Source organism: Massilia sp. P2_C2 (genome assembly GCF_056404615.1).
The window spans coordinates 1-24,929 of sequence record NZ_JBFUDR010000038.1; the positions used below are offsets into that span (position 1 = coordinate 1).

General features: G+C 65.2%; 22 protein-coding genes. 3 read left to right on the forward strand and 19 right to left on the reverse strand.

The window, feature by feature from the left end:
• The 4 genes from AC1DYX_RS06965 to AC1DYX_RS06980 all read right to left on the reverse strand — a co-directional run.
• On the reverse strand, positions 1-985 hold a 985-nt coding region (locus AC1DYX_RS06965), incomplete at its 3' end, for a two-partner secretion domain-containing protein (RefSeq protein ID WP_477257666.1).
• Positions 986-995: 10 nt separating this feature from the next.
• Complete coding sequence (locus AC1DYX_RS06970; protein ID WP_477257668.1) at positions 996-2,582, reverse strand: ShlB/FhaC/HecB family hemolysin secretion/activation protein; 1,587 nt, start codon at positions 2,580-2,582, stop codon at positions 996-998.
• A 209-nt stretch (positions 2,583-2,791) separates the two neighbouring features.
• Positions 2,792-5,014: a CHASE2 domain-containing protein gene (locus AC1DYX_RS06975; protein WP_477257712.1), complete on the reverse strand. Its 2,223-nt coding sequence runs from the start codon at positions 5,012-5,014 to the stop codon at positions 2,792-2,794.
• Positions 5,015-5,016: 2 nt separating this feature from the next.
• The gene (locus AC1DYX_RS06980) at positions 5,017-6,636 is read right to left on the reverse strand and encodes an HD domain-containing phosphohydrolase (protein WP_477257670.1); all 1,620 of its coding nucleotides are present in this window, start codon (positions 6,634-6,636) and stop codon (positions 5,017-5,019) included.
• A gap of 238 nt (positions 6,637-6,874) precedes the next feature.
• Between AC1DYX_RS06980 and AC1DYX_RS06985 the strand changes: the two genes are divergently transcribed.
• Both AC1DYX_RS06985 and AC1DYX_RS06990 read left to right on the forward strand, forming a co-directional pair.
• Positions 6,875-7,777: an MBL fold metallo-hydrolase gene (locus AC1DYX_RS06985; RefSeq protein ID WP_477257672.1), complete on the forward strand. Its 903-nt coding sequence runs from the start codon at positions 6,875-6,877 to the stop codon at positions 7,775-7,777.
• Between the two features lie 13 nt (positions 7,778-7,790).
• Complete coding sequence (locus AC1DYX_RS06990) at positions 7,791-10,175, forward strand: ATPase, T2SS/T4P/T4SS family (RefSeq protein ID WP_477257674.1); 2,385 nt, start codon at positions 7,791-7,793, stop codon at positions 10,173-10,175.
• A 144-nt stretch (positions 10,176-10,319) separates the two neighbouring features.
• Here the strand turns inward: AC1DYX_RS06990 and AC1DYX_RS06995 are convergent, their stop codons facing one another.
• From AC1DYX_RS06995 to rpsF, 7 genes are all read right to left on the reverse strand, one after another.
• Complete coding sequence (locus AC1DYX_RS06995) at positions 10,320-11,330, reverse strand: inorganic phosphate transporter (protein ID WP_477257677.1); 1,011 nt, start codon at positions 11,328-11,330, stop codon at positions 10,320-10,322.
• 21 nt (positions 11,331-11,351) lie between these two features.
• The gene (locus tag AC1DYX_RS07000; protein WP_105378245.1) at positions 11,352-11,978 is read right to left on the reverse strand and encodes a DUF47 domain-containing protein; all 627 of its coding nucleotides are present in this window, start codon (positions 11,976-11,978) and stop codon (positions 11,352-11,354) included.
• A gap of 97 nt (positions 11,979-12,075) precedes the next feature.
• Positions 12,076-13,461 (reverse strand): replicative DNA helicase, encoded by a 1,386-nt coding sequence (locus tag AC1DYX_RS07005; protein WP_477257679.1) that lies wholly within the window; start codon positions 13,459-13,461, stop codon positions 12,076-12,078.
• A gap of 246 nt (positions 13,462-13,707) precedes the next feature.
• Complete coding sequence (gene rplI, locus AC1DYX_RS07010) at positions 13,708-14,160, reverse strand: 50S ribosomal protein L9 (protein ID WP_477257681.1); 453 nt, start codon at positions 14,158-14,160, stop codon at positions 13,708-13,710.
• 46 nt (positions 14,161-14,206) lie between these two features.
• Entirely contained in the window at positions 14,207-14,497 is a 291-nt protein-coding gene (gene rpsR, locus AC1DYX_RS07015) for a 30S ribosomal protein S18 (RefSeq protein WP_020656854.1), read from the reverse strand.
• A 41-nt stretch (positions 14,498-14,538) separates the two neighbouring features.
• A complete protein-coding gene (gene priB / locus AC1DYX_RS07020; RefSeq protein ID WP_477257684.1) occupies positions 14,539-14,832 on the reverse strand; it encodes a primosomal replication protein N in 294 nt (97 codons plus the stop codon).
• A 38-nt stretch (positions 14,833-14,870) separates the two neighbouring features.
• On the reverse strand, positions 14,871-15,254 hold the full coding sequence (gene rpsF / locus AC1DYX_RS07025; protein WP_105378247.1) for a 30S ribosomal protein S6: 384 nt from the start codon (positions 15,252-15,254) through the stop codon (positions 14,871-14,873).
• A 278-nt stretch (positions 15,255-15,532) separates the two neighbouring features.
• Here rpsF and lexA point away from each other — a divergent pair, with 278 nt between their 5' ends.
• Positions 15,533-16,189: a transcriptional repressor LexA gene (lexA, locus tag AC1DYX_RS07030; RefSeq protein ID WP_477257686.1), complete on the forward strand. Its 657-nt coding sequence runs from the start codon at positions 15,533-15,535 to the stop codon at positions 16,187-16,189.
• 56 nt (positions 16,190-16,245) lie between these two features.
• On the opposite strand, the gene AC1DYX_RS07035 is transcribed toward lexA, so the two are convergent.
• From AC1DYX_RS07035 to accD, 8 genes are all read right to left on the reverse strand, one after another.
• Positions 16,246-16,881: a class I SAM-dependent rRNA methyltransferase gene (locus tag AC1DYX_RS07035; protein ID WP_477257688.1), complete on the reverse strand. Its 636-nt coding sequence runs from the start codon at positions 16,879-16,881 to the stop codon at positions 16,246-16,248.
• Between the two features lie 232 nt (positions 16,882-17,113).
• Entirely contained in the window at positions 17,114-17,920 is an 807-nt protein-coding gene (locus AC1DYX_RS07040) for a tetratricopeptide repeat protein (RefSeq protein WP_477257690.1), read from the reverse strand.
• Positions 17,921-18,050: 130 nt separating this feature from the next.
• On the reverse strand, positions 18,051-19,292 hold the full coding sequence (locus AC1DYX_RS07045) for a cystathionine gamma-synthase family protein (RefSeq protein ID WP_477257692.1): 1,242 nt from the start codon (positions 19,290-19,292) through the stop codon (positions 18,051-18,053).
• A gap of 117 nt (positions 19,293-19,409) precedes the next feature.
• Positions 19,410-20,933 (reverse strand): amidophosphoribosyltransferase, encoded by a 1,524-nt coding sequence (gene purF, locus AC1DYX_RS07050; RefSeq protein ID WP_477257694.1) that lies wholly within the window; start codon positions 20,931-20,933, stop codon positions 19,410-19,412.
• A 29-nt stretch (positions 20,934-20,962) separates the two neighbouring features.
• Positions 20,963-21,451, reverse strand: a complete 489-nt coding sequence (locus AC1DYX_RS07055; protein WP_477257696.1) for a CvpA family protein — start codon at positions 21,449-21,451, stop codon at positions 20,963-20,965.
• Between the two features lie 43 nt (positions 21,452-21,494).
• A complete protein-coding gene (locus AC1DYX_RS07060; RefSeq protein ID WP_477257698.1) occupies positions 21,495-22,463 on the reverse strand; it encodes an SPOR domain-containing protein in 969 nt (322 codons plus the stop codon).
• Positions 22,464-22,474: 11 nt separating this feature from the next.
• Positions 22,475-23,773: a bifunctional tetrahydrofolate synthase/dihydrofolate synthase gene (gene folC, locus AC1DYX_RS07065; RefSeq protein WP_477257700.1), complete on the reverse strand. Its 1,299-nt coding sequence runs from the start codon at positions 23,771-23,773 to the stop codon at positions 22,475-22,477.
• Positions 23,774-23,842: 69 nt separating this feature from the next.
• Positions 23,843-24,715: an acetyl-CoA carboxylase, carboxyltransferase subunit beta gene (gene accD, locus AC1DYX_RS07070; protein ID WP_477257702.1), complete on the reverse strand. Its 873-nt coding sequence runs from the start codon at positions 24,713-24,715 to the stop codon at positions 23,843-23,845.
• Positions 24,716-24,929: the final 214 nt, after the last annotated feature.

Here is a 24,929-nt window from a genome sequence, read left to right on the forward strand (position 1 = left end):
CGCTGGTCCGTTGCGCGCGCGAGGCGCCGCCACCGCCCTGCCAGTCGCCGCCGACGAGCACCATGCCGCCGTTGCGGCCGCCGGCGTCGACGCTCGCGCCCGCCGCGACGTCGACCTGTTCACCCAGTACCTGCACCGTGCCGCCGTCCGCGCCCGCGCTGCCGCGCGCGCGGGTGACGCTGCCGGCGTCGAGCGCGACCGCGCGGCTGGCCTTCAGCACGACGCGGCCGTTCGCGCCGAGGGCGGCGCTGTCCGCGTTGACGACGCCACGCTGGTTGACGAGGGCGCCGTAGATGCCGATACGGCCGCCCTGGGCGATCACCTGGCCCAGGTTGACGGCCTGCCCGGCCGGCGCCGACAGTTCCACGCGCAGGTCCGGGTCGCCGGCATCCACCAGTTGCACGCTGTGGCCCGCCGCGAGGATGACGTCTCCGCCCGGCGACTTGATGATGCCTGCGTTGTGCACGTCCGGCGCGATCAGGAAGACCTGGCCGCCGGCGGGCGTCGCGATGGTGCCTTCGTTGCGCACCGCGCCTGCCGCTTGTTCCCCCGGCCCTGTCTGGAAGCGCTTGCGGCCCGCCTTGAAGTCGGCGTCGCTGATGTTCAGCGTGGAGGCCACGAGGCCGTTCACGTCCACGCGCGCGCCCTGGCCGAACAGGATGCCATTCGGGTTGATCAGGAAGACCTTGCCGTTGCTTTGCAGGGCGCCGAGGATCTTCGTCGGGTCCTGCCCCACTACCCGGTTCAGCACCGCGCTGTCGGCGTTCTGCTGGATGAAGCGCGTGATCTCGCCGGCGCCGACGTTGAAGCTCTGCCAGTTGATGATGGTGCCGGGCGTGTTCGTGATCGAGAACACATTGCCCTGCTGGTTGAAGGTGGCCTGGCCCGCCGCCACCTGGGGCAGCGCGGGCGCGGCGCCAGCGGTGCCACAGTAGCATCCCGCCAGTAGCAAGGCGCCGAGTCGTCGTTGGATCGTCGAAGTCATGGGTAGGTCCTCAATACGCCAGCGCCACGCGCACGTGGAGCTTGTTCCTGCTGGTGGCCGCCACCTGGCCGACGTGCACGCCGTGGCCGTAGTCGAGCTGCACGCTGGCCGTGCTGCCCGCCGCGAAGCGCAGGCCCAAGCCCGTGCTGGAAATCGCGGCGTGATGCAATTCGCCCGCCAGCGCGCGGTTGCGCTCGCCCCAGGCCGCGTCGTAGAAGCCGAGCAGGCGGCATTGCCAGCCCGCACGGCCGCACAAGTCGGGGGTGTACACCTCGACGTTGGAGACGATGCCCGTGTCCGTGGCGAGATCGCGCTCGCCGAAGCCGCGCACGGTCGTCGCGCCGCCGGCGCCGAACTGCTCGCCCGGCACCAGCGCGTCGCGCGTCCACTGGCCGTTCAGCAGCACGCGCGTCTGCCAATCGCCGCCGACGGCACCGGTGAATGCGGCGGCGAAGCGCACCATGCGATAGCCGGCCTTCGCGCCGCTGCGCGCGGCTGCGAAGTCGGCGGCGCTCGCTCGCGCGCCGCCCGGCACATTCTGCAGCAGGGACACGGAAAAGTCGGCCTGCCCGTCCGCCGCCGCGCGGCTCCCGGCATAGCCGATGCTCAGGGGGCGCACGGTGACGTCGTTACCGAAGTCCTGGTTGCCGAAGACGACGTTGTTGCGGTAGGCCTTCACGTCGACACCGTACACGATGCGGCTCTCCAGGTTGCCGCGCTTGGCCAGCACCTGGTTATAGCGGGCGCCGTAGACCGTGCCCTTGCCGCTCACGGCCAGGTCGAACAGGCCGGCGTTGACGGCGCCCGAGTCCACGTCCGAATAGCTGGCGTACAGGTCGATCGAATCGCCCAGCGCGTACAGCGGCACGTGGTAGCCGGCGGCCCACACGGCCACGCGATCGGGACGCTCGGCCGTCGTCGTGTACTGCAGCGTTCCCACGTGGTCGCGTCCCCACAGGTCCGCATGCTGCAGCAGCACGCCCGCGTGGGTCTTGCCGGTCGATTCCGTGCCCGTGTTGTCGGCACTGAGCAGGACCTTCCAGGGACGCTCGTCCACCACTTCCACCCTTGCGTCGACGGCATCGTCGCCGCCGGCGTCCGCGCCGGACGCGTTTGCCAGACTCAGCTTGACTTTCTTGGCCGGGTTCTCGTTGACGAGTCTGAGGTTACGCGACACCTCCTTCAGGTTGGGTGTCGCACCCGGCACCAGCGTGGGCAGGCTGGCCCGCACGTTCGCTTCGGAGAACCAGCGGTTGCCCGTCACCACGACCTGGCGGACCCTGGTCTGGATCACGTTCAGGCGCACGACGCCGCCGTTCAATTCCTGTTCCGGCAGCTGCACGGTGACGATGTCGTAGCCATGCGCGTGGTACAGCGCCTCGAGCGCTTCCAGCGCACGCTGGACGTCGCCAAAATCGCGTCCGGCGCCCGTGTACGGCGCCACGGCGGCCTGCACATCCAAGGCCGGCAACAGCGTGTTACCGCTCACCTCGAAGCGGCTGATCTCGAACCGGATCACGTCGTCCGCCCAGGCGGCGCCGGCGGCGGCGGCAGCCAGTACCGAGCCCGCGACCAGGCATGCCAAGCGTAGTTTCATGTTTTGCATGACCATATCGTTATTGTTCCGGCCCATGCATCCCCGGGCCCGCGGCGCGTGCCGCTGAAGAAAAAAACCCTTGCGTACTCCTCGATTTCCGCGAGTGTAATGACGTTTTCCTTGCTTGAGAGAAAAATTGTAAAAGTTGTGGGAACTTTTCCACGGGATGCGGAAAATCCCGGGCGTGGCGTTGTGTGGCCGAGACACCGTTACTTCATATCGAACGTCGTCACCCCATCCCACCCGGCGCCCGGCGGCGCAACGCGCCAGTGCGCGATCCGCTCCAGGTACAGGGCGTACAGGGCCCGCGCCGGATGGGCCGCCCGCAGCAGCGTGATGGCTGCATCGGCCTGGTCCCAGTCCTGGGCGCGCACGAGGGCCAGCGCGGCGTCCCACGCGGCCAGTTCGGCCAGCACGGCGGGATGGAGGTCGTCCGGCTTGCCGAGCGGTTCGTAGATCGCCACCGGCTCGCTCTTGCCCTTCACGCGCACGAGGTCCAGCTCGCGGTAGACGAATTCCGGCGCCGCCAGCCGCGTCGCTTCGCCCACGGCGATGCCGACGCCGTAGACCTTCGTGATGCCTTCGAGGCGCGAGCCCAGGTTCACGGCGTCGCCCATCACGGTGTAGGCGCGACGGATGGCGGAGCCCATGTCGCCCACGTGCATCAGGCCGGAATTGACGCCGATGCCGATCGCGAGCGCCGGCCAGCCGCGCCGCTGGAATTCCTCGTCCAGGCGCGCCGCGCTGCCCTGCATCAGCAGCGCCGTGGCCACGGCACGGCTGGCATGGTCGGCGAAGGCGACGGGCGCGCCCCAGAAGGCCATCACGGCGTCGCCGATGTATTTGTCGAGCGTGCCCTGGTGGCTGCCGCGGATGTCCTCCGACATGGCCGTCAGGTAAAGGTTGATGTACTCGCGCAGCGCTTTCGGCGACAGGCCTTCCGAGATCGTCGTGAAACCGCGCACGTCCACGAACATCACGGACAGCTCGCGGCTCTCGCCTTCCATCGTATAGGCTTCCGGATTCTCGGCCATTTGCGCGACGAGTTCCGGCGCCACGTATTCGCCGAAGCGCAAGACGAGCGCACGGCCCTTGCGATGCTCGAAGAACCAGCCCCAGGCCAGGTTCAGCACGAACAGCAGCGCGACCAGCTGCAGGCAGATGAACATGTTCGTCGTCCAGTCGAGCACGCGGTACGCATACCAGTTGAGGCCCACGACGGCCGCGAAAGCGCTGCCGGACGCCAGCACGGCCGGCAGCGGCGCGAGGGCCGGCAGCAGCAGCGCCAGGGCCAGTCCGACGACGGCCACCTGCGCCAGCTCGATGCCCGTCGCGTAATCGGGATGGGTCTTGAAGTGCCGGTCGACGATGGATTTGATGACGTTGGCATGCACTTCGACGCCCGGGAAGTCCTTGTTGACGGGCGTGGCGCGCAAGTCCTGCAGGCCGGGCGCCGTCGTCCCGACCAGCACGATCGCGCCCTCCAGCACGTCGGGAGCCACCCGTCCCGCCAGCACGTCGGCCGCCGACACGTAGCGGAACGCCCCGCCCTGCGGGCCGCCCGTGCCCCGGAACTGCACGGCCGTGACCAGGCCTTCGCCGGTCGGGATGCGGAGCTGGCCGGCCGCCGTGGACAGAAGGATGGCGTCGGCGCCGCCGCTGCCCGCGTCATACTTGCCGAAGTCCGGTGCGATCGCACCGGCATTCAGGAACACGGCGGCCGTGGCCAGCGCCAGCGACGGGTAGTAGCCGTCGCCGATGCGCTGCAGCAGCGAACTGGAACGCACCATGCCGTCGTCGTCGGTGACTACCGTGAAACTGCCGGCGCCGCGCGCCGCCGCCTGCAGTCGCGCCAGGTTGGCCTCGTAGCCTTCGGCGCCATAGGCGACCAGTTCGCGCCCCTTCAGGTCGGCCACCGTGAACGCGGGCGGCGGGAGCACGCCCTGCCGCACGGAGGCCAGGGTATAGCCCAGCACCACGGGCCGGTCCTGCAGCGCCCTGGCGAACAGGCCATCGTAGTCGAGCGCCGGCTGCAGCTGCGCCAGTCGCGCATGCAAGGCGGAATCGTCCTTCAAATCGTGCGCCGCCAGCCGTTCCAGCACGGCGTAGCCGGAACTGGTGTCCGGCTCGGGAAAGGTGATGTCGAAGCCGACCGCGCCAGCCTTGTAGTGCCCGGCCAGCTGGTCGACGAGTTTCGCCAGCACGTTGCGACTCCAGGGAAAACGCCCGACCTCGACCAGGCTCTTCGTGTCGATGTCGACGATCACGATGCGCGGATCGGGCACGGGCGCCTCCAGGCGCATGCGCAGGTCGCCGATGAGGATGTCCTGGCGCGCGATCGCATGGCTGCTCCACACGTCCATCACATAGGCCAGCGCGGCCAGGGTCAGCCCCACCCCCAGTGCCCAGCGCGCGCCGTACCTGCGCAGCAGCTTCACGGCGTATAGCCCGGGATCGCCGCCTCGTCGACGACATCGATCTGCCACGGGGCCAGGTTCTGCCTGGCGAACTTCAGGTAGACCTTCTGGCGCACGAAGATGTCGAACAGGTCCGGGTCGATGTGGCCGTTGAGGGCGAATTTGCCCAGGATGTGCAGTGATTCGGACAGCGCCTTGCCCTTTTTGTACGGGCGGTCGCGCGCCGTCAGGGCCTCGAAGATGTCGGCGACGGCCATCACGCGCGCCTGCACGGACATCTGCTCGCGCGTGAGGCCGCGCGGATAGCCCTTGCCGTCCATGCGCTCATGGTGGCCGCCGGCGTATTCCGGGACGTTCTTGAGGTGCTTGGGCCAGGGCAGGGATTCGAGCATGCGGATCGTCACGACGATGTGGTTGTTGATGATCTTGCGTTCGTCGTCGTTGAGTGTACCAAAACGCACGGTCAGGTTGCGCACCTCGTCCGCGTCGAGGAAGTCGCGCTCCACGCCGTCCGGCCCGGTCCAGCGGTACGCGGCGATGCGGCGCGCGCGCTCCTGGTCATCGGGCGACATGCCTTCGCTGCCGATGTTTGCATGACGCAGGAAATCGCGGTCGAGCCGCAGGCGCGCCTGTTCGGCGGCGAGACGGTCGTCGAGCGCGGCGTGGTCGGCACCGGGCTCGCACTTCGCGCGCAGAGCGCGGATCTCGGCGTCGCGCAGCAGCACCTCGAAGCGCGTGTCGATCATGTGGATGCGGTCGAAGATCGTTTCCAGCTTGGTCGCCTTGTCGACGACGTGGACGGGGGTCGTGATCTTGCCGCAGTCGTGCAGCAGGCCGGCCATCCACAGTTCGCGGCGGTCGGCGTCGCTCATGCGGAACGACGCCATTGGCCCCGTGTCCGTCTCGTGCACGGCCTCGGCAAGCATCATCGTCAGCGCCGGCACGAACTGGCAGTGGCGCCCCGTGTACGGCGATTTTTCGTCGATGCCGATGTTGATCAGGTTGACGAGGGATTCCAGCAGCCCCTCCATCTGCACGACGAGCTGCCGGTTCGTCAGCGCCACGGCCGCCTGCGCCGCCAGCGCCTCGATGAAACGCTGGTCCGTGTCGGAGAACGGGCGGATCGCACCCGTCTCGCGGTCCTGCGCGTTGATCAGCTGGAGCACGCCGACCAGTTCGTCCTCGTGGTTCGTCATCGGCACCGTCAGGATCGACTTCGAGCGATAACCGAAGGTCTGGTCGAACGCGCGCATGCCCGAGAAGTTGAACCCGTCGGCCTGGTACACATCGGCGATGTTCACGGACTGGTGGAAGTTGGCCGCGTACGCCGCCACCGAGGCGAGATTCTTGTTGCCGTACTGGTCATACAGGGGGATCGGGACCAGGTCGATCGGATTGCCGCTGGCGCCGCCCTGGTAGATCGCCAGCGTGTCGTTCAGCGAGATGTGGAAGCACAGGCTGCGCTCGTCCGCGCTGGGCCGGTACAGCGTGCCGCCGTCGGCATGCGTCATGTTCTTCGCGACCTTCAGGATACGATCGAGGAACGTGTCGATGTCGTGGCTGTCGCCGAGGGCGACACTGACCTCCGTGAGCAGGTCAAGCCGCTCGACGATATCGGTCTGGCTGAGCTCTTGCATGATCATTTGTTTCTGGGAGACATCCCGCATGTAATGATCGACACATTCATTTCCGCACTGAAATTTCCTGACAGTGTAGCGGCGTTACGCTACGCTGTACATATGCGAATGCGAAATTGCACAATTCAGATAATCGGCTACAAAATAACGCTATGATCTGGCACATGTTGCAACGGTGCCGGCCTGGCCGTGACGACGCACACCAGCAGGCGACGAGGTTGCGCAGCAAGGGAGTCCTATGAAATTGAGATTCTGGGGAGTACGCGGATCGATCCCGTCCCCCGGGCCGCGTACCGTGCGCTACGGCGGCAACACCACTTGTATCGAAGTGCGCGGCGACGACGGCACGCTCGTCGTCCTCGACGCCGGCACCGGCATTTTTGCCCTCGCCCAGAACCTGATGCGGCGGCGTGCGCAGGACGGCGTTCCCGTGTGCGCCAACATCTTCATCACGCACAGCCATTGGGACCACATCCACGGCCTGCCCCTCTTCACGCCGCTGTTCGTGAAGGGCACGCGCGTGTGCCTGCACGGCGCCCGCGACGACGCGACGGGCCAGGGCATCGAGCACGTGATGGGCGTGCAGTTGCAGAACAGCTACTTTCCTGTCAGCGAGACGCACATGGACGCCGCCATCGACTACCGGACGCTGGAGATCGGCGTGCCGCATGCCGTGGGCGACGTGGTGGTGCACAATGTCGTGATGAACCATCCCGTCACCAATCTCGGCTACCGCATCGAATGCAACGGCCGCGCCGTGTTCTTCACGGGCGACCACGAACCCTTCTTCAACCCGCACGCCCCCGGCGCCGCGGAGTACGCGCCGGCGCAGCGCGAGATCGAGCGGCGCGAAAGGGAGATCGAGCACGCGCTGGAAGCCGTCGACGCGCTCGTCGCCGACTGCTCGTACACACTGGAAGAATATCCCGCCAAGCAGGGCTGGGGCCACGGCACGTTCGACGCCGCCATCGCGCTGGCACTGAAGGTGGGCGCGCGCAGCCTGTACTGCACCCACCACGAACCGACCCGCTCCGACGACGAACTGGAAGCCGTGTTCGCCCAGGCGCTGGCGCGCTGGGAGGACCGGCTGGATGGCCTCGCCGTGGCGCTGGCCTACGAAGGCCTGGAGGTGGACTTGTGATGAGCGGCCGGCAATGAGTGACGACGTATTGGACCAGCGCAAGGGCGAGCGCCGTGCGCACAACGACACCGAGCGCCGCCTCGACTTCCAGCGCCGCCTGCAGGCCATCACCACGCGGATCCACGCCACCGCCAATCTCGACCAGATCATGCTCGACCTGGGCCAGGAGTTCTGCGACCTGTTCGACAGCGACCGCTTCACCTTGTACGCCGTGACGCCGGAACAGGATGCCCTCGTTGCCAAGGTCAAGACGGGCCTGACGTCCATCCGCCACCTGCAGCTGCCGATCGGCCCGGGGTCCATTGCCGGCTTCGCCGCGCTGACACGCCAGACCGTCAACATCGCCGACGTCTACGACGAGGCCGAGCTGCGCCGGCTGGCGCCCACGCTGCGCTTCCAGCGCGGCGTCGACCAGCGTACCGGCTACCGTACGCGCGAGATGCTGGTCGCGCCGCTCGTCGACGCGGGCGGTACGCTTCTCGGCGTCGTCCAGTTCATCAACCACCGTGGCGGCGGGCCCTTTCCCCCGTCCTGCCTGGACGGCGTGAAGCAGTTGTGCGAGACGCTGGCCGTCGCTTTCAGCCAGCGCCTGCGCGCGCCGCTACCGCGCGGCCGCTACGACGCCCTGGTGACGCGCGCCGTGCTGACGGCGCAGGAGTTCGAACAGGCCACGCGCCTCGCACGCGAGCGCGATGCCGACATCGAGGACGTCCTGCTGGCCGATTTCCACCTCAAGCCCGGCCAGCTCGGGGAGGCGCTGTCCGAGTATTCCGGCCGGCCCTACGAACCGTTCCGCGCCGACCGCGTGAAGCCCGTCGATCTGCTGCGCAACCTGAAGCCGCAGTACGCGCTGGAACACGGCTGGCTGCCTCTGGAGGATGGTCCCGACGGCCTCGTGCTGATGGCGCTGGACCCGGAACGCGTGTCCGCCAGCCACATCGCGATGCAGATATTCGGGCGCGCGCGCTTCGCGTGGCGCGTGACAACCCGCCACGACCTGCGCCTGACCGTCGCGCAGTTCTTCGGCGCCGCCGTCGGCGACGACACCAGCGTGGGCGAGCTGCTGTCGAACCTGGACGAGGACGGCGATGCGGACGAGGACGCGGACGGCGCGGGCGCATCCGAAGTCTCTGCCGCCGTCGAGAACGAACTGGTCAAGCTGCTCAACCGGATCATCACCGACGCGCACCGCCAGGGCGCATCCGACATCCACATCGAGCCCCAGCCGGGACGCGGCAAGACAGCCATCCGCTTCCGCAAGGACGGCGTGCTGGTACCGTACATCGAGATCCCGGCCAGCTACCGCAACGCCCTCGTCGCGCGCGTGAAGATCATGTGCGACCTCGACATCTCCGAGCGGCGCAAGCCGCAGGACGGCAAGATCCGCTTCCGCAAGTACGGCCCGCTCGACATCGAGCTGCGCGTGGCGACGATTCCGTCGAGCGGTGGCGTCGAGGACATCGTGATGCGTATCCTGCAGGCCGGTGAACCGATCCCGCTCGATGCGCTGGGCATCCTGCCGCACAACCTGGAACGCCTCAAAGCCGCCGTCGCCAAGCCGTACGGCCTGTTCTTCGTGTGCGGACCCACTGGCTCGGGCAAGACCACGACCCTGCACTCGATCCTGGCACACCTGAACACGCCGGAGACGAAGATCTGGACGGCCGAGGACCCGGTCGAGATTACCCAGAGGGGCCTGCGCCAGGTGCAGGTCAACCGCAAGACCGGCCTCGACTTCGCCACCGTCATGCGCGCCTTCCTGCGCGCTGATCCGGATGTGATCATGGTCGGCGAGATGCGCGACCGCGAGACCGTCAGCACGGGCATCGAGGCGTCGCTGACGGGCCACCTCGTGTTCTCCACGCTGCACACGAACAGCGCGCCGGAATCCGACGTGCGCCTGCTCGACATGGGCATGGATCCGTTCAATTTTGCCGACGCCCTGCTGGGCATCCTGGCGCAACGCCTGGCGCGCCGCCTGTGCAACGCCTGCCGCCAGCCCTACCATCCCGACGACGCCGAGGTGGATGCGCTGCTCGACGAATATTGCGAGGAGTTGCGCGGACAGGCAGGCTACAAGGCCGACCCGCAGGCCGCGCGCGCGGCCGTGCTGGCCGGCTGGCGCCGGCGCCACGACGCCGCCGGCGGTCGCTTCACGCTGTACCGCGCGGTGGGCTGCGCCGAGTGTAACAAGGGCTATCGCGGACGCGTCGGCCTGCACGAACTGATGCTGGGCAGCGAGCGCGTGAAACGCCTGCTGACCGAGCACGCGCGCGTGGCCGAACTGCTCGCGGCCGCACTGGAGGACGGGATGCTGACCCTGAAGATGGACGGCATCGAAAAGATCCTGGAGGGTGTCACCGACATCAAGATGGTGCGCGCCGTCTGCATCAAATGACTGGCAACCGCCGACGGCGCGCAACCGCGGCGAGGCGGCGAACATCAGATAAATCATGTAGGGTGGGCACCTCGTGCCGGCCCTACAGTCTTTATCTGAACGGATTACAGCCCTTGGGCTACCTTGGTGTGGTGCGGCGTGCGCTTACAGGATATGCGTCCCGACCCACCACGCGATGGCGGCCATGAAGGCCGACGCCGGAATCGTGAAGACCCAGGCCCAGACGATGTTGCCGGCGACGCCCCAGCGCACGGCCGACGCCTTTTGCGCCGAGCCGACGCCGACGATGGCGCCCGTGATCGTGTGCGTCGTCGACACCGGCACGCCGATGCTGCTGGCGATGAACAGCGTGATGGCGCCGCCCGATTCGGCGCAGAAGCCGCCCACCGGTTTCAGCTTGGTGATCTTCTGGCCCATCGTACGCACGATGCGCCAGCCGCCGAACAGCGTGCCCATCGAGATCGCCGTATAGCACGCGATCACGACCCACAGCGGCGGCGCGGCATCGCCGGCTTTCGAGACGCCGGCCACGATCAGCAGCATCCAGATGATGCCGATGGTCTTTTGCGCGTCGTTGCCGCCGTGGCCCAGACTGTAGGCCGCGGCCGAGAACAGCTGCAGGCGGCGGAACCACGTGTCGACCTTGCGCGGCGGGGTGCGCACGAAGATCCACGACACCGCCAGCATCACGAGCGAGCCGAGGATGAAGCCCAGCAGCGGCGACAGGATGATCCACTGCACGGTCTTGAGCAGGCCGCCGCCGACCAGCGCGCCGGTGCCGCTCTTGGCCACCGCGGCACCCACCAGGCCGCCGATCAGCGCGTGCGAGGACGAGGACGGGATGCCGTAGTACCACGTGATGACGTTCCAGACGATGGCGCCGACGAGCGCGCCGAACACGACGTAGTGGTCGACGATATGCGGATCGACGGTACCCTTGCCCACCGTCGACGCGACGTGCAGGCCGACGGTGAAGATGGCGACGAAGTTGAACATGGCGGACATCGCGACCGCGGTCTGCGGACGCAGCACGCCGGTCGACACCACCGTCGCGATCGCGTTGGCGGCGTCGTGGAAGCCGTTCATGAAGTCGAAGACCAGCGCTAAAAAGACGAGCAGGCCCAGCACGTAAATGCTGATGTGAAGAGAGTTCATGTTGTTCTTGTTATTCTGTGCTTACGCGTTCTCGACGATGATGCCTTCGATGATGTTGGCAACGTCTTCGCAGCGGTCGGTCACGGTCTCGAGGATCTCGTAGATGGCCTTCATCTTGATCAGGTTGCGCACGTCCGGCTCGTCGCGGAACAGCTTGGACATGGCGGCGCGCATCACGTGGTCGGCGTCCGATTCCAGGCGGTCGATCTCTTCGCAGATCGCGACCATCTTCTGGGCATTGTCCATGTTGTGCAGCATGCCGACGGCCTGCTGGACCTTCTGGCAGCACGCGAGGCACAGCTCGGCCAGGCGCTTGGCTTCCGGCGTGACGGCGTGCAGGTCGTACAGCGAAATGGTCTGGGCGGCGTCCTCCATCATGTCGAGGATGTCGTCCATGCGGGTGATCAGCTTGTGGATGTCGTCACGGTCCAGCGGAGTGATGAACGTCTTGTGCAGCAGGTCCACGCACTGGTAGGTGATCTTGTCCGCCTGCTTTTCGATGCTCTCCACGGCGTGGGTGCGGTTTTCCAGGTCGTCGAAGTTGGTCATCAGGCCGACCATCTCTTGTGCACCCTTCACGCACAAGGCAGCGTGCTGGTTGAACAGGTCGAAAAATTTGCCCTCCGTGGGCATCAGGCGTCCAAACATAGGTTCTCCGTTGGGTAGTTCTCTTGGGACTTCTTGAAAATCGCAGCGCCCGTGCCACAAGGTGGACCGGGCGCCGCGATCCTTGACTGCTATCGGCTTAGTCGCCCTGGTAAATACCGAGGCTGCCGCTGTAATTGCCGAACTTGGTGTACATGCCCATCCAGGTCAGTCGAATGGCGCCGATCGGGCCGTTACGCTGTTTGCCGATAATGATCTCGGCGGTACCTTTGTCGGGCGAGTCCGGGTTGTAAACTTCATCACGATACAGGAAGATGATGACGTCCGCATCCTGTTCGATAGCACCCGATTCGCGCAGGTCGGACATCACGGGGCGCTTGTTGGGGCGTTGTTCCAGCGAGCGGTTCAGCTGGGACAACGCGATCACGGGGCACCCCAGCTCCTTCGCCAGGCCCTTCAGGCTACGCGAGATCTCCGAGATCTCGGACGCCCGGTTGTCGCCCGGCTTGGAACCCTGCATCAGCTGCAGGTAGTCGACGATGATCAGGCCCAGCTTGCCGCACTGGCGCGCCAGGCGGCGGGCACGGGCGCGCATCTCGATCGGGTTCAGTGCCGGCGTTTCATCGATGAAGATCTGCGCGTCGTTCATCTTCTGGATCGCATGCGTCAGGCGCGGCCAGTCCTCGTCGAGCAGCTTGCCGGTACGCAGGCGGTGCTGGTCGAGCTGGCCGATGGAACCGAGCATACGCATCGCCAGCTGCACGCCGCCCATCTCCATCGAGAAGATCGCGACGGGCAGGCCGGCGTCGACGGCGACGCTCTCGCCGATGTTGACGGAAAACGCGGTCTTGCCCATGGACGGGCGGCCAGCGACGATGACGAGGTCGCCCGGCTGCAGGCCAGACGTCATCTTGTCGAGGTCGACGAAGCCGGTCGGCACGCCGGTGATTTCGCCCTGGTTCTCGCGGCTGTACAGTTCGTCGACACGCTCGACCACCTGGGTCAGCAGCGGCTGCACGGGCAGCCAGCCCTGGGCACCGCGGGCGCCCTGCTCGGCGATCGCGAAAATGCGCGACTCGGCCTCGTCGAGGATCTGCTTGACCTCGGCGCCCTGCGGATTGAAGGCCTTGCCCGAGACTTCGTCGGCGACCGTGATCAGTTGGCGCAGCACGCCGCGATCGCGGACGATCTCGGCATAACGGCGGATGTTGGCGGCGGATGGCGTGTTCTGCGCCATCGCATTGAGGTACTGCAGGCCGCCCATCTCCTCGGCCTTGCCGAGCTGGACGAGCGCCTCGTACACGGTGATCACGTCGGCAGGTTTGCCAGCATTGATCAGGCGGACCATCTGTTCGAAGATGATCCGGTGGTCGTAGCGGTAAAAGTCTTCCGCATGCATGAAATCGGCAATGCGGTCCCATGCCGCATTGTCGCGCAGCAGGCCGCCGATGACGGACTGTTCTGCTTCGATGGAATGCGGGGGAATGCGGAGCGACTCGATCTGCGGGTCTGCTGGGGTGTTCATGGCCGGCATTATACCCGTTCCCGATCCCGCGCTGAAATCATTGGTGAGTTTCCAAAAACAAAAAAGCCGGGGGATCCCCGGCTTTTCTCATTCTGACAACAGAGCACGTCGAAAAACCTACTGCGCGTTGCACTGGCGTCGCGGACGGCGAGTCCTGCGATGCTCGCTGTACTCTCGTACAGCTGCGCTTCTCGTACGCCATTGCGGCCGCTCGCGACGGTTTTTCGAGGTGCCCGACAGAATGACTTAGGCAGCTTCGCCCACGACGGCGATGGTGATTTCCACCACGACGTCGGTGTGCAGTGCGACCGACACCGGGTGCTCGCCGGTGGTMTTCAGCGGACCGGTCGGCATGCGCACTTGTGCTTTTTCGACGGCGAAACCTTGCTTGGTCAGGGCTTCGGCGATGTCGAAGTTGGTCACGGAACCGAACAGACGGCCGTCCACGCCGGCTTTCTGGGCGATGGTGACGGTCATGCCGTTCAGCTTGTCGCCCTGGCCTTGAGCGGCAGCCAGTTTCTCGGCAGCTGCTTTTTCCAGTTCGGCGCGCTTGACTTCGAATTCGGCCACGGCAGCCTGCGTTGCGCGGCGGGCCATTTTTTGCGGGATCAGGAAGTTACGTGCGTAACCGTCCTTGACCTTGACGACGTCGCCCAGGTTGCCGACGTTGACGACTTTTTCTAGCAGGATAACTTGCATTTTATTCTCCAGTAATCTGACTATGCTTCGATGTCGTAGCCGACGATTAAGCGTTGTGCAGGTCGGTGTACGGCAGCAGAGCCAGGTAACGGGCGCGCTTGATGGCGGTGTCCACTTGACGCTGGTAGTGCGCCTTGGTACCGGTCAGGCGTGCCGGCATGATCTTGCCGTTTTCCTGGACGAAATCCTTCAGGGTGTCGACGTCTTTGTAGTCAACCTGTTCCACGCCTGCGGCGGTGAAGCGGCAGAATTTCTTGCGCTTGAACAGCGGGTTCTGCTGTTTGCGCTTCTCTTTGAGCTTAGCTTTGTTTTTGTCGAACTTTTTACCGAATGCCATTTTGAGGCTCCTGTATCTATCTATAAACGTGTCCGCAACGCTTATGCGGCGGCACTGAAATCAATGATGTGAAACACCAGGCTTTTGCTGTGACGGCTTTTCCTGGCCAAAAATCCCGTGAAGCGGTACATCGCGCCCAACTCGGCATTGGCAAATCGTCCCGAAATCTCGCCCGCGGCAACCGCGGAAATCTCGAATTCGACCTGCCTGTCGACCCTCGCTTCCGTCTGCGTCGATCCGTGTTGCAGGATGCCGCCCACGATGGGGATGCCGGCCGGGGTGTAGCGCAGGGTGTCGCGTTCCGTGATGCTTGCGACCAGGGACAGCTCGTTCACTTAGCAGTATTAACTAAGGCCCGGTGCTCCCGCGAGATTTAGGCTGCAGCGGCCGGAGCGGCGGCCTGCTCGGCGCGGTGGCTCTTGGCTGCGTCTTCGCGCTGGACCGACTTCATCATCGGCGACGGTGCGGTTTCTGCCTTCTTCATCTTCACGGTCAGGTGACGCAGCACGGCATCATTGAATTTGAATGCGGTTTCCAGCTCGACCAGGGTCTCGTTGTCGCACTCGATGTTCAGGCAGATGTAGTGTGCCTTCGGCAGCTTCTGGATCTGGTAAGCCATTTGACGACGGCCCCAATCTTCGACGCGGTGGATGTTGCCGCCGCGCGAGGTGACCGTGGTCTTGTAGCGTTCGATCATCGCCGGGACCTGCTCGCTCTGGTCCGGGTGGACGATAAACACGATTTCATAATGACGCATGAAACACTCCTTAAGGACGTTTAAACAAATGCCCACCTCGGCGTCAAGACGAGTGTGGGAAGGGAAAGCCCAACATTATAACCGCAAAAACGTCAAGTGCGCCATCTTTGTCGTATGCATCCGGCCACGCCAGCCCCTTTCGGCCCATGGTTTGCCGCAGCGCGAAAGGTTGCGGACGTGCGCCGCGTACCGCAGCGCAAAAAAACTCCGAAATCCCCTTGCGCGCGGCGCAATACTGTACAAAAATACAGTCTGATCCCGTACCAACCAAGACGAACATGCTTAAGCTCACCGCACGGCAAGAACAGATCCTCAACCTGATCAAGGAAGCCATCGACAATACCGGCTTCCCGCCGACCCGCGCCGAAATCGCCCAGGAGCTTGGCTTCCGCTCGGCCAACGCGGCCGAGGAACATCTGCAGGCCCTGGCCCGCAAAGGGGCGATCGAAATCTCCCCGGGCACCTCGCGCGGTATCCGCCTCGTCGGCCAGGCCGCCGAATCCAGGGCCCCGGCCGTGCCGGCCTTCGTGCCGCAGATCCCGCCGAACCTGATGTCGCTGCCGCTCGTCGGCCGCGTTGCCGCAGGCTCGCCGATCCTGGCCCAGGAACATGTCGAAGCGACCTATTCCGTCGATCCGGCCATGTTTTCGAGCAAGCCGGACTTCCTGCTGAAGGTCAGGGGCTGGTCGATGCGCGACGCCGGCATCTGCGACGGCGACTTCCTCGCAGTCAAGAAAGTCGACAATGCGAAGAATGGCCAGATCATCGTCGCCCGCATCGGCGACGAAGTGACGGTCAAGCGCTATCGCAAGACCGGTTCCACGATCGAGCTGCTGCCGGAAAACCCGGATTTCTCCGTGATCACCGTCGATCCGAGCACCGACGAGTTCGCGCTGGAAGGGCTGGCGGTCGGGCTGCTGCGGTCCTGGCATTGAGTTTTCCGTGACCGGTCGCCACCCGGTGGCCGGTGCTGCATCCTGGACCAATTCACTCAGCGCGGATAGACGAAACCAGTGCRGATATCGGTGGGCAGCAGGCGCTTACCATCGCGCACCATCAGGCGCTGTGGCGGCTCGTCGCCGGCCAGGGCACGCCAAATGACGGGCAACGCCTCGCCCTTGCGCAGCAGCTCGTCGCTGCGTTCGAATACGTTGGGGCAACCCGTCGCCGCCAGCAGCGCCTGTACGATGGTCACCTTCCACGCGTCGACACCGGCAGCATTGAACTGGCACACCAGGTAACCGGCGGTCCCGCCATAGCTGTGCACCAGGAGCCCCGGCAGGCCGTCTTTTTCGCCATCGATCACCAGGGTCAGGGCTTGTGGATCGGCGCCGCGCACGGCAACGGCCCGCCGCGCGACCGCAGCCTGCACGCGACGCTTGATCATGGCATGGTCGACCGGCTCGTCCTCGCGCAAGGTCCAGACGCGGGCCGCGATCTGCGACCTGGCGTTATACGCGGCGCGTGCCAAAAACTGGCGCGACGACGACTGCACGACCGCCGTGGACCCGGCCTTGCTGCGCTCCTGGGGCCGCCCCTCGACCTTGTCGACGACTGAGAGGTAAATCCAGGGATCGCCGGACAGCAGGCTTTTTTCCTTGCCCTGTTTGATGGTGATGATGAGCATATGCAGACTTCGTTTTCRGGAGCCGAATGATACAGCAAGGCTTTGTCGTCCCAGGTGTCTTCCGAAAATCGTCCGGGCTACCTGGCGGCGGCCACCCGCGATGCGGCTGCGATCGCGCGCTACCTGAACCCCGCGTCTGGCGAGACCCAACGACGGCCGGCCCATGAACGCCACGTGCCCGCGCTAGCTGCTCGCCCGTCCGCCACACTGGCCTCAACAGGAGGCCAACACATCACTTACTGTCGTCCGGATCCCGCGGCGGCGCGTTCTTGACCATCTCGTTGTGTTCCTTGACGTAGGCCTCGGTGCCCGCGCGCCACGCATCGAAATCGGCGATGACCATCTTGCCCGCGACCTTCGTGTCTTCCGCCAGGCGATCGCCCACTTCCTTCAGGTGCGCGGTCGCCTTGTCCGACTCGTCCTTCGTAAGCAGCTTGGAAATGTCTTCCGGGATACGCTTGGTTAGCGGCAAGGACGAATTCAGGTATTTCACCCAGCGGTTGTGGCAAGCCTCCCAATCCTTCATCTTGCCGCTGTACAGGTCGATTTCCTCGTTGACCTTGGACATGCTCGGGAAACGCGGCGCCGGGCAACGGTATTCGTTCGTGCGCAGGTCGGAGCCGTCGTATTTCGCAATCCAGTAATCGAGGTCGGCGCGGCGCGCTTCGCGCTGCCTGATCAGGTCGAGCGACGCGATGGCGACGGCATTACCCTTCGCGGCCGCCTTCTGGAACCACTGCGCGGCTTTGTCCATGTCGACGGCGCCAGCCTCGCCATAGAAATACATCTCGCCCAGGTGCTGCTGGGCCATCACGTTGCCGGCATTCGCCAGCTTCGTGTATTTCTGCAGGGCTTCCGGATACGCTTTCTTGGCGAACAAGGCGTCCGCTTCGGCGAGCTCGGCGGCGGAGTTGGCGGAGGACACGGCTGCGGCGGCCGGCTTCGCGGCGGCACCTTTCGCAGGCAATTTGGCGCCGGGCTCGGCGGCCAGTACGTCACCACCGCACAGCAGTGCGGCGCAAAACAGTACAGTCTTCATGGGGCGTGCAGTCTACGAATAGATGAATGGCAACAGGACGATCATAACCGCAGCGCCGCGCCCGCTCAACCGGGAAGGCGGCCTCCTTCCCGGCTTTACGCGGCTTTAAGGTTACATCAACCCCGCAGGATCAGCCGTTCAGCGCGGCGCCGAAATCGGCCAGCAGGTCGGCCGTGTCCTCGATGCCCACCGACACGCGGATCAGCGACTCGGCGATGCCCATGCTGGCGCGGCGCTCCGGCCCCATCTCGAAGAAGATCGTGTGCGCGACCGGAATGACGAGCGTGCGCGTGTCGCCGAGGTTGCTGGCGGGGATGCCGACCTTCAGGCGGTTCAGGTAATCGAAGCAGTCGATACCGTCCTTCAGCTCGAAGCTGAACAGCGAACCGTAGGCGCGGAACTGCTCGGACGCCAGCGCGTGCTGAGGGTGCGATGCGAGGCCCGGGTAGTACACGGCCGCGACACGCTCATCGGCTTCCAGCATCCGCGCGAGCGCGAGCGCGTTGGCGCAGGTGCGGTCCATGCGCAGCGCGAGCGTCTCGGCACCGACGGCGATGTGATGCGCCGCTTCCGGCGCCAGCGACGCGCCGAAGTCGCGCAACGCTTTCGCGCGCAGTTGGGCCATGCCCTGCGCGGCCGGCGGCTGGCGGCGGAAGTTGTCGGCGATGTTCGGGAACGCGGACCAGTCGAACACACCGGTGTCCGTCAGCGCGCCGCCGAGAACCATGCCGTGGCCGCCGATCGACTTCGTAAGCGCATTGATGACGAGGCCGGCACCGACGGCCTTCGGACGGAACAGGTAGGGCGTCGTCATCGTGTTGTCGACGACGTACAGGATGCCGCGCGCGCGGCACAGTTCGCCGATGCGGGCCAGGTCGGCGATCTGCGTGCGCGGATTGGCGATCGTCTCGACGAACACGATCCGCGTATTCGGGGTCAAGGCGGCCTCGACGTTGGCGACGTCGGTCGCGTCCACGAACGACACCTCGGTCCCCTGCGCGGCCACCGTGTTCCACAGGCTGTTGGTATTCCCGAACAGGAACGACGACGACACGACGTGGTCGCCCGCGCGCAGCAGCGCCTGCGCGAGCGCGCCGATCGCGGCCATGCCGGTGGCGAAGCACAGCGAGGCGACGCCGTCTTCCATCTTCGTGATCTTGTCTTCCAGCGCGGAGACGGTCGGGTTGCCCTGGCGGCCGTAGCGGAAGCCCGGTTCCTTGCCCTGGAAGACTGAGGCCAGCTGGCGCGCGTCCTTGTAGCCGAAGGCGACCGACGTGTGGATCGGTTTATGCAGGGAATTCTGTTCGATCGGTTTCTGGCGATCGTTGTGCAGGATGGTCGTGGTGAAGCCGTAGGAAGGTTTGTCGCTCATGATCGTTTGAATGATGGCCGGAGATACGTAGGGTGGGCACCCCTGTGCCCACGCGTTATGCCGGCGGACCGCATACGTCACGCGTGGGCACGGGGTGCCCACCCAACGGGATACGAATTATTCGGCGGCGACCGGCGGATTCAGATTCAACTGCGTACGCACCATGTCTTCCGACGACTTGCCGGACGACTTGTGACGCACGCTCTCGAGCTGGTCGAGGTAGGCCGGCGTGACGTCGCCCGTCACGTAGACGCCGTCGAAGCACGACGCTTCCACGTTCGTCAGCGCGGGGTTGACGTCCGAGATCGACTTCTTCAACGCGTCCAGGTCCTGGTAGACGAGGCGGTCGGCCGTGATCTCGAGGCACACTTCCTCGACGGTGCGGCCGTGGGCGATCAGCTCGTCGCGCGTCGGCATGTCGATGCCGTACACGTTCGGGTACAGCACCGGCGGCGCGGCGGAGGCGAAGAAGACCTTGCGGGCGCCCGATTCGCGGGCCATCTGCACGATCTCGCGGCTCGTCGTGCCGCGTACGATCGAGTCGTCCACGAGCAGCACGTTCTTGTCCTTGAACTCGGACGGGATCGCGTTCAGTTTCTGGCGCACCGACTTCCTGCGCATCGCCTGGCCCGGCATGATGAACGTGCGGCCGACGTAGCGGTTCTTGATGAAGCCTTCGCGGTATTCCACGCCCAACTTCAGCGCCAGCTGGATGGCGGCCGGACGCGACGAGTCGGGAATCGGCATCACGACGTCGATCTCTTCGACCGGGATCTCCTTGCGGATCTTCTCGGCCAGGTATTCGCCCATGCGCAGGCGGGTGGCGTACACCGAGGCGCCGTCGATCACGGAGTCCGGACGGGCCAGGTAGACGTATTCGAACGCGCACGGATTCAGCGACGGATTCTCGGCGCACTGGCGCGTGTGCAGCTGGCTGTCGGCATCGACCCAGACGGCTTCGCCCGGCGCGATGTCGCGCACGAAGCGGAAGCCCAGGCCTTCCAGCGCGACGGATTCGCTGGCGAGCAGGTATTCGGGGCCGTTCTCGGTCTCGTTGATGCCGAGGCACAGCGGACGGATACCGAACGGATCGCGGAACGCGAGCAGGCCGTGGCCGGCGATCTGGGCGATGACGGCATACGCACCGCGCACGCGGCGGTGGACTTGCGCGACGGCCTTGAACACGGCGTCCGGCGCCAGGGAATAGCCGTCGGCCGCCTGCGCGATTTCGTGGGCCAGCACGTTCAGCAGCACTTCCGAGTCGGAATTCGTGTTGACGTGGCGGCGGTCGTTGCGGAACAGCTCTTCCTTCAGCTGCGCCTGGTTCGTGAGGTTGCCGTTGTGCGCCAGCGTGATGCCGAACGGCGCATTCACGTAGAACGGCTGCGCTTCCTCTTCGCTCGACGAACCGGCGGTCGGATAGCGGCAGTGGCCGATGCCGGAATTGCCTTGCAGCGAGCGCATATTACGCGTGCGGAAGACGTCACGCACGAGGCCGTTGGCCTTGTACATCGAGAACATGCTGCTGTGATTGGTTGCAATCCCCGCCGCATCCTGACCGCGATGCTGCAGCAGCAACAAAGCATCATATAACAGCTGGTTAACGGGGGCTTGCGAGACGACGCCGACGATGCCACACATGGTGTGCTCCTAAAACCGTGAACAAGAATTCAAAACTGAACATGCTGCGCGAAGGCAGCGGGCAAGAAAGGCTTGACCGTGCGCGCGCCCGTTTCCGCCATGGGCGAGAGCAACGCGTCCTTCCAGAAAGCCTGTTGGGGAATGGAAGTCATCCCACACAATATGACGCCGGCAAGCACAATCACAATGCCCCGGCCCAATCCAAACAGGCCGCCGAGGCCGCGATCGGCCAAGGTCAGTCCCGAGGCCTCGATCAATGCGCTGATCGCGAGGGCCAACAGGCCCATCAGCACGCGCACGCCGAGGAACAATGCAATGAAGGCAACGATCAGCCGCAAGGCCTCGCCCGGAATCACGGATGGTAGCATGGGCGCCAGTTTGGCGCCGAAGGCATTCGCCACGATGAAGGCCGCCACCCAACCGGCCAGCGACAGGATTTCCTTGACGAGGCCCCGCATGGTGCTGATGACGACCGACGAGATCAGGATGAACAAAACGACGTAGTCGAAAATCGTCACGGTGCGGTGCCCAGGGTCATCATCGGTACAGGACAGTGTTGCGTCAGACGGGGGTCATGGCGCCGGACATGCCCAGGCGGCCCAGTTTGGCGCGGACTTTCTCGGCTTCTTCCCGGCTCAGCGGACCGACGCGTACGCGGATCAGTTCGCCGGATGGCGTCGTCGTCTTCTGCGTGTACGACGAGATGCCCGCTTCGCGCAGCCTGGCCTGCACCTCGGCCGCCTTTTCCGCGCTCGACATCGCGGCCACCTGCAGCACGAACCGCTGCGAGGAGGACTCGGCCGGCTTGTCTTCCAGGATGGCCATGGCGCGTGCCGCGTCGTCATGCGGCTTCACGGGCTTGTCGTCAAGCTTCGGCTTGACCTTCTCGGCGCGCTCGGCCTTTTCCTTTTCTTTCTCTTTCTCGGCCAGGCGGGTGTCGGCCTTCGTTTCCTTGTGCTCGGGCTTCGGCGTGTCCTTGTGTTCCGGTTTGGTTTCCGCCTTGGGCTCGGGCTTGGGCTCGGGCTTGCGTTCGACCTTCGGCTCCGGCTTCGGCGCGACAGGTTTCGCTTCCGGCTGCACGTCCGCCTTCGCCGTCACGGCTGGCTTGCTCCCGGACTTCGCAGCGGCGGGCGGCGGGGCCTCGACCACTTCCTCGTCCTTGTCGACGCTGTCCGCGGCGGACACGGTCTTGTCGGCAGCCGGCACGGGCAGCGGCGCCGCCTTGTCCTTGGCCGGGATCTGGATCGCGATGTCGCCGGCGAGCGGCTTGGGCTCGGAATCGAGCAGCATCGGCAGGCCCACGGCGGCGGCCAGCGCCAGCGCGATGGCGCCGACGAGGCGGCGCCGGGCGCGCTTCTTTTCGGGGAGCATGGGGTCGTTGCCCGGCCGGCGCGTCGCCCCGCCGCCGGCATTGCTCGCGCGCTTGGCGCGGGCACGCTCGCCGATCGCTGCGTCGTCGTCCTTGCTGTAGAAGCGGCCACTGTCCTCGGTGAGGCGGTCCTGCTTGCTTTTACGGGAGAACAAGCCCATGCGGTGTCACATCAATGAAGAGAGGATTTACGGGCCGCCATCACACCGGCCACGGTGTAGAACGAGCCAAAGACCACTATTCTATCATCCTGTCCGGCCCGGCTTGTTGCATCTGCGAATGCCTCGGCCGGATTGGCGAACGTTTTCACCGAGAATTCGTCGTCTTTTGCACCACTGGGCTTCAACGCTGCCAGCTTCGTCGCCAGCACGGCCGGGTCGGCCGAACGGGGCGAGTCCAGCGCGGCCACGCACCAGTGATCGACATAGGGTGCCATGTGGGCGACGACGGCGTCGATATCCTTGTCCTGCATGATACCGAACACCGCATAGGTGAAGCGGTGGAACCCCATATTGCCCAGGTTCTGGGCCAGTGTCGCGGCCGCGTGCGGGTTGTGCGCGACGTCGAGGATCGTCGTCGGCCGGCCCGGCAGCACCTGGAAGCGCCCCGGCAGTTCGACCATCGCGAGGCCCGCGCGCGTTTCCTGCGCGCCCACCGGCAAGATGTTGCGCAACGCTTCCAGCGCGGCCAGCGCGGCCGATGCGTTCAACAACTGGTTCGCACCGCGCAGTGCCGGATACGCCAGCGAATTGCGGCGCTGCGAGCGGCCACCGTAGGCCCATTGCTGCTTGTCGCCCTGGTAGTTGAAATCGCGGCCCAGCAGCCACAGGTCGGCGCCGATCTTTTCCGCGTGTTCGATCAGGGATTGCGGAGGCAGCGGATCGCTGCAGATCGCCGGCTTGCCCGGGCGGAAGATGCCGGCCTTTTCGAAGCCGATTTCCTCGCGTGTGTCGCCCAGATAATCCTTGTGGTCGATGTCGATGCTCGTGACGATGGACACGTCCGCGTCGACCACGTTCACCGCGTCGAGGCGGCCACCGAGGCCCACTTCCAGGATCGCCACGTCGACGCCGGCCGTCGACAGCAGGCGCATGATGGCGAGCGTCGTGAATTCGAAGTACGTCAGGTCGATGTCGCCGCGGTGGCCTTCGACGTCGTTGAACGCAGCGATCAGCGCAGCGTCGCTGGCCATCTCGCCATTGATGCGGGCGCGCTCGTTGAAGTCGAGGAAGTGCGGCTTGATGTACAGGCCGACCTTGTAGCCGCTCTGCAGCAGCATGGCTTCCAGCATGGCGCAGGTCGACCCCTTGCCGTTGGTGCCCGCGACCATGATCACGGGACAGGAAAAGGCCAGGCCCATGCGTTCCTTGACGGTGCGCACGCGGTCCAGGCCCATGTCGATGTGGGTTTCGGCWTGGCGCGACTCGAGCAGCGCCAGCCAGTCGGGCAWGGTGGTCGGGAGATTAGGCATGGGATGGGGTCCGGAAAGCACACGCGGCCGGCTGCCCGTGAAAGCAGCCGGCCGCGCGGTGACAGCGAATCAGGCGATGACGTCGGCCGGCTGGCTTTGCAGCAGGGCGAGCAGGCGCGCGATTTCCTCACGCATCTTGCGGCGATCGACGATCATGTCGACCGCACCTTTTTGCACCAGGAACTCGGCGCGCTGGAAACCTTCCGGCAGTTTTTCGCGCACGGTGTTCTCGATCACGCGCGGGCCGGCAAAGCCGATCAGCGCTTTCGGCTCGGCCATCACGACGTCGCCCATGAAAGCGAACGAGGCCGAGACGCCGCCCATCGTCGGGTCGGTCAGCACGCTAATGAAAGGCAGTTTCTTTTCCGACAGCTTGGTCAGCATCGCCGTCGTCTTGGCCATCTGCATCAGCGACAGCAGGCCTTCCTGCATGCGCGCACCACCGGTGGCGGTGATGCAGATGAACGGCACCTTTTGCTCCAGCGCGATCTGGGCGCCGCGGGCGAAGCGCTCGCCGACGACGGAACCCATCGAGCCGCCCATGAATTCGAATTCGAAGCAGGCGACGACGACCGGCAGGCTCATGATCGAACCGCCCTGCACGACGAGGGCGTCCGTCTCGCCGGTGGCATCCATCGCGGCCTTCAGGCGATCAGGATATTTTTTGCTGTCTTTGAATTTCAGCGTATCGACCGGCAGGGCATCCTGGCCGATCTCGTAGCGACCGCCCTCGTCGAGCAGCGCGTCGAGGCGCTCGCGGGCGCGGATGCGCATGTGGTGGTCGCATTTCGGGCAGACATGCAGGTTCGACTCCAGGTCGGAACGGTACAGGACCGATTCGCACGACGGGCACTTGACCCACAGGCCTTCGGGCATGGTCTGGCGTTTGGCGGCATCGGAGCGCTGGATCCGGGGGGGCAGCAGCTTTTCCAACCAACTCATGTTCTCTCCTTTGCGGCAATTCTGGAATTGGGCGTAGTGTAGCCGTTCGCATCAGGCTTGTCGAATTCTTGCCGTTAATTACTTGAATTTTAAGCAATAAAAATTCGGGGTCAGAGCATCATCTCACTGCGATTCGGGGTCAGAGCGAATTTCCATCAGTGGCAAAAAGATCACTCCATCCATTGTTCTTACCGCGGCGCGCGTTGTGCTCGCT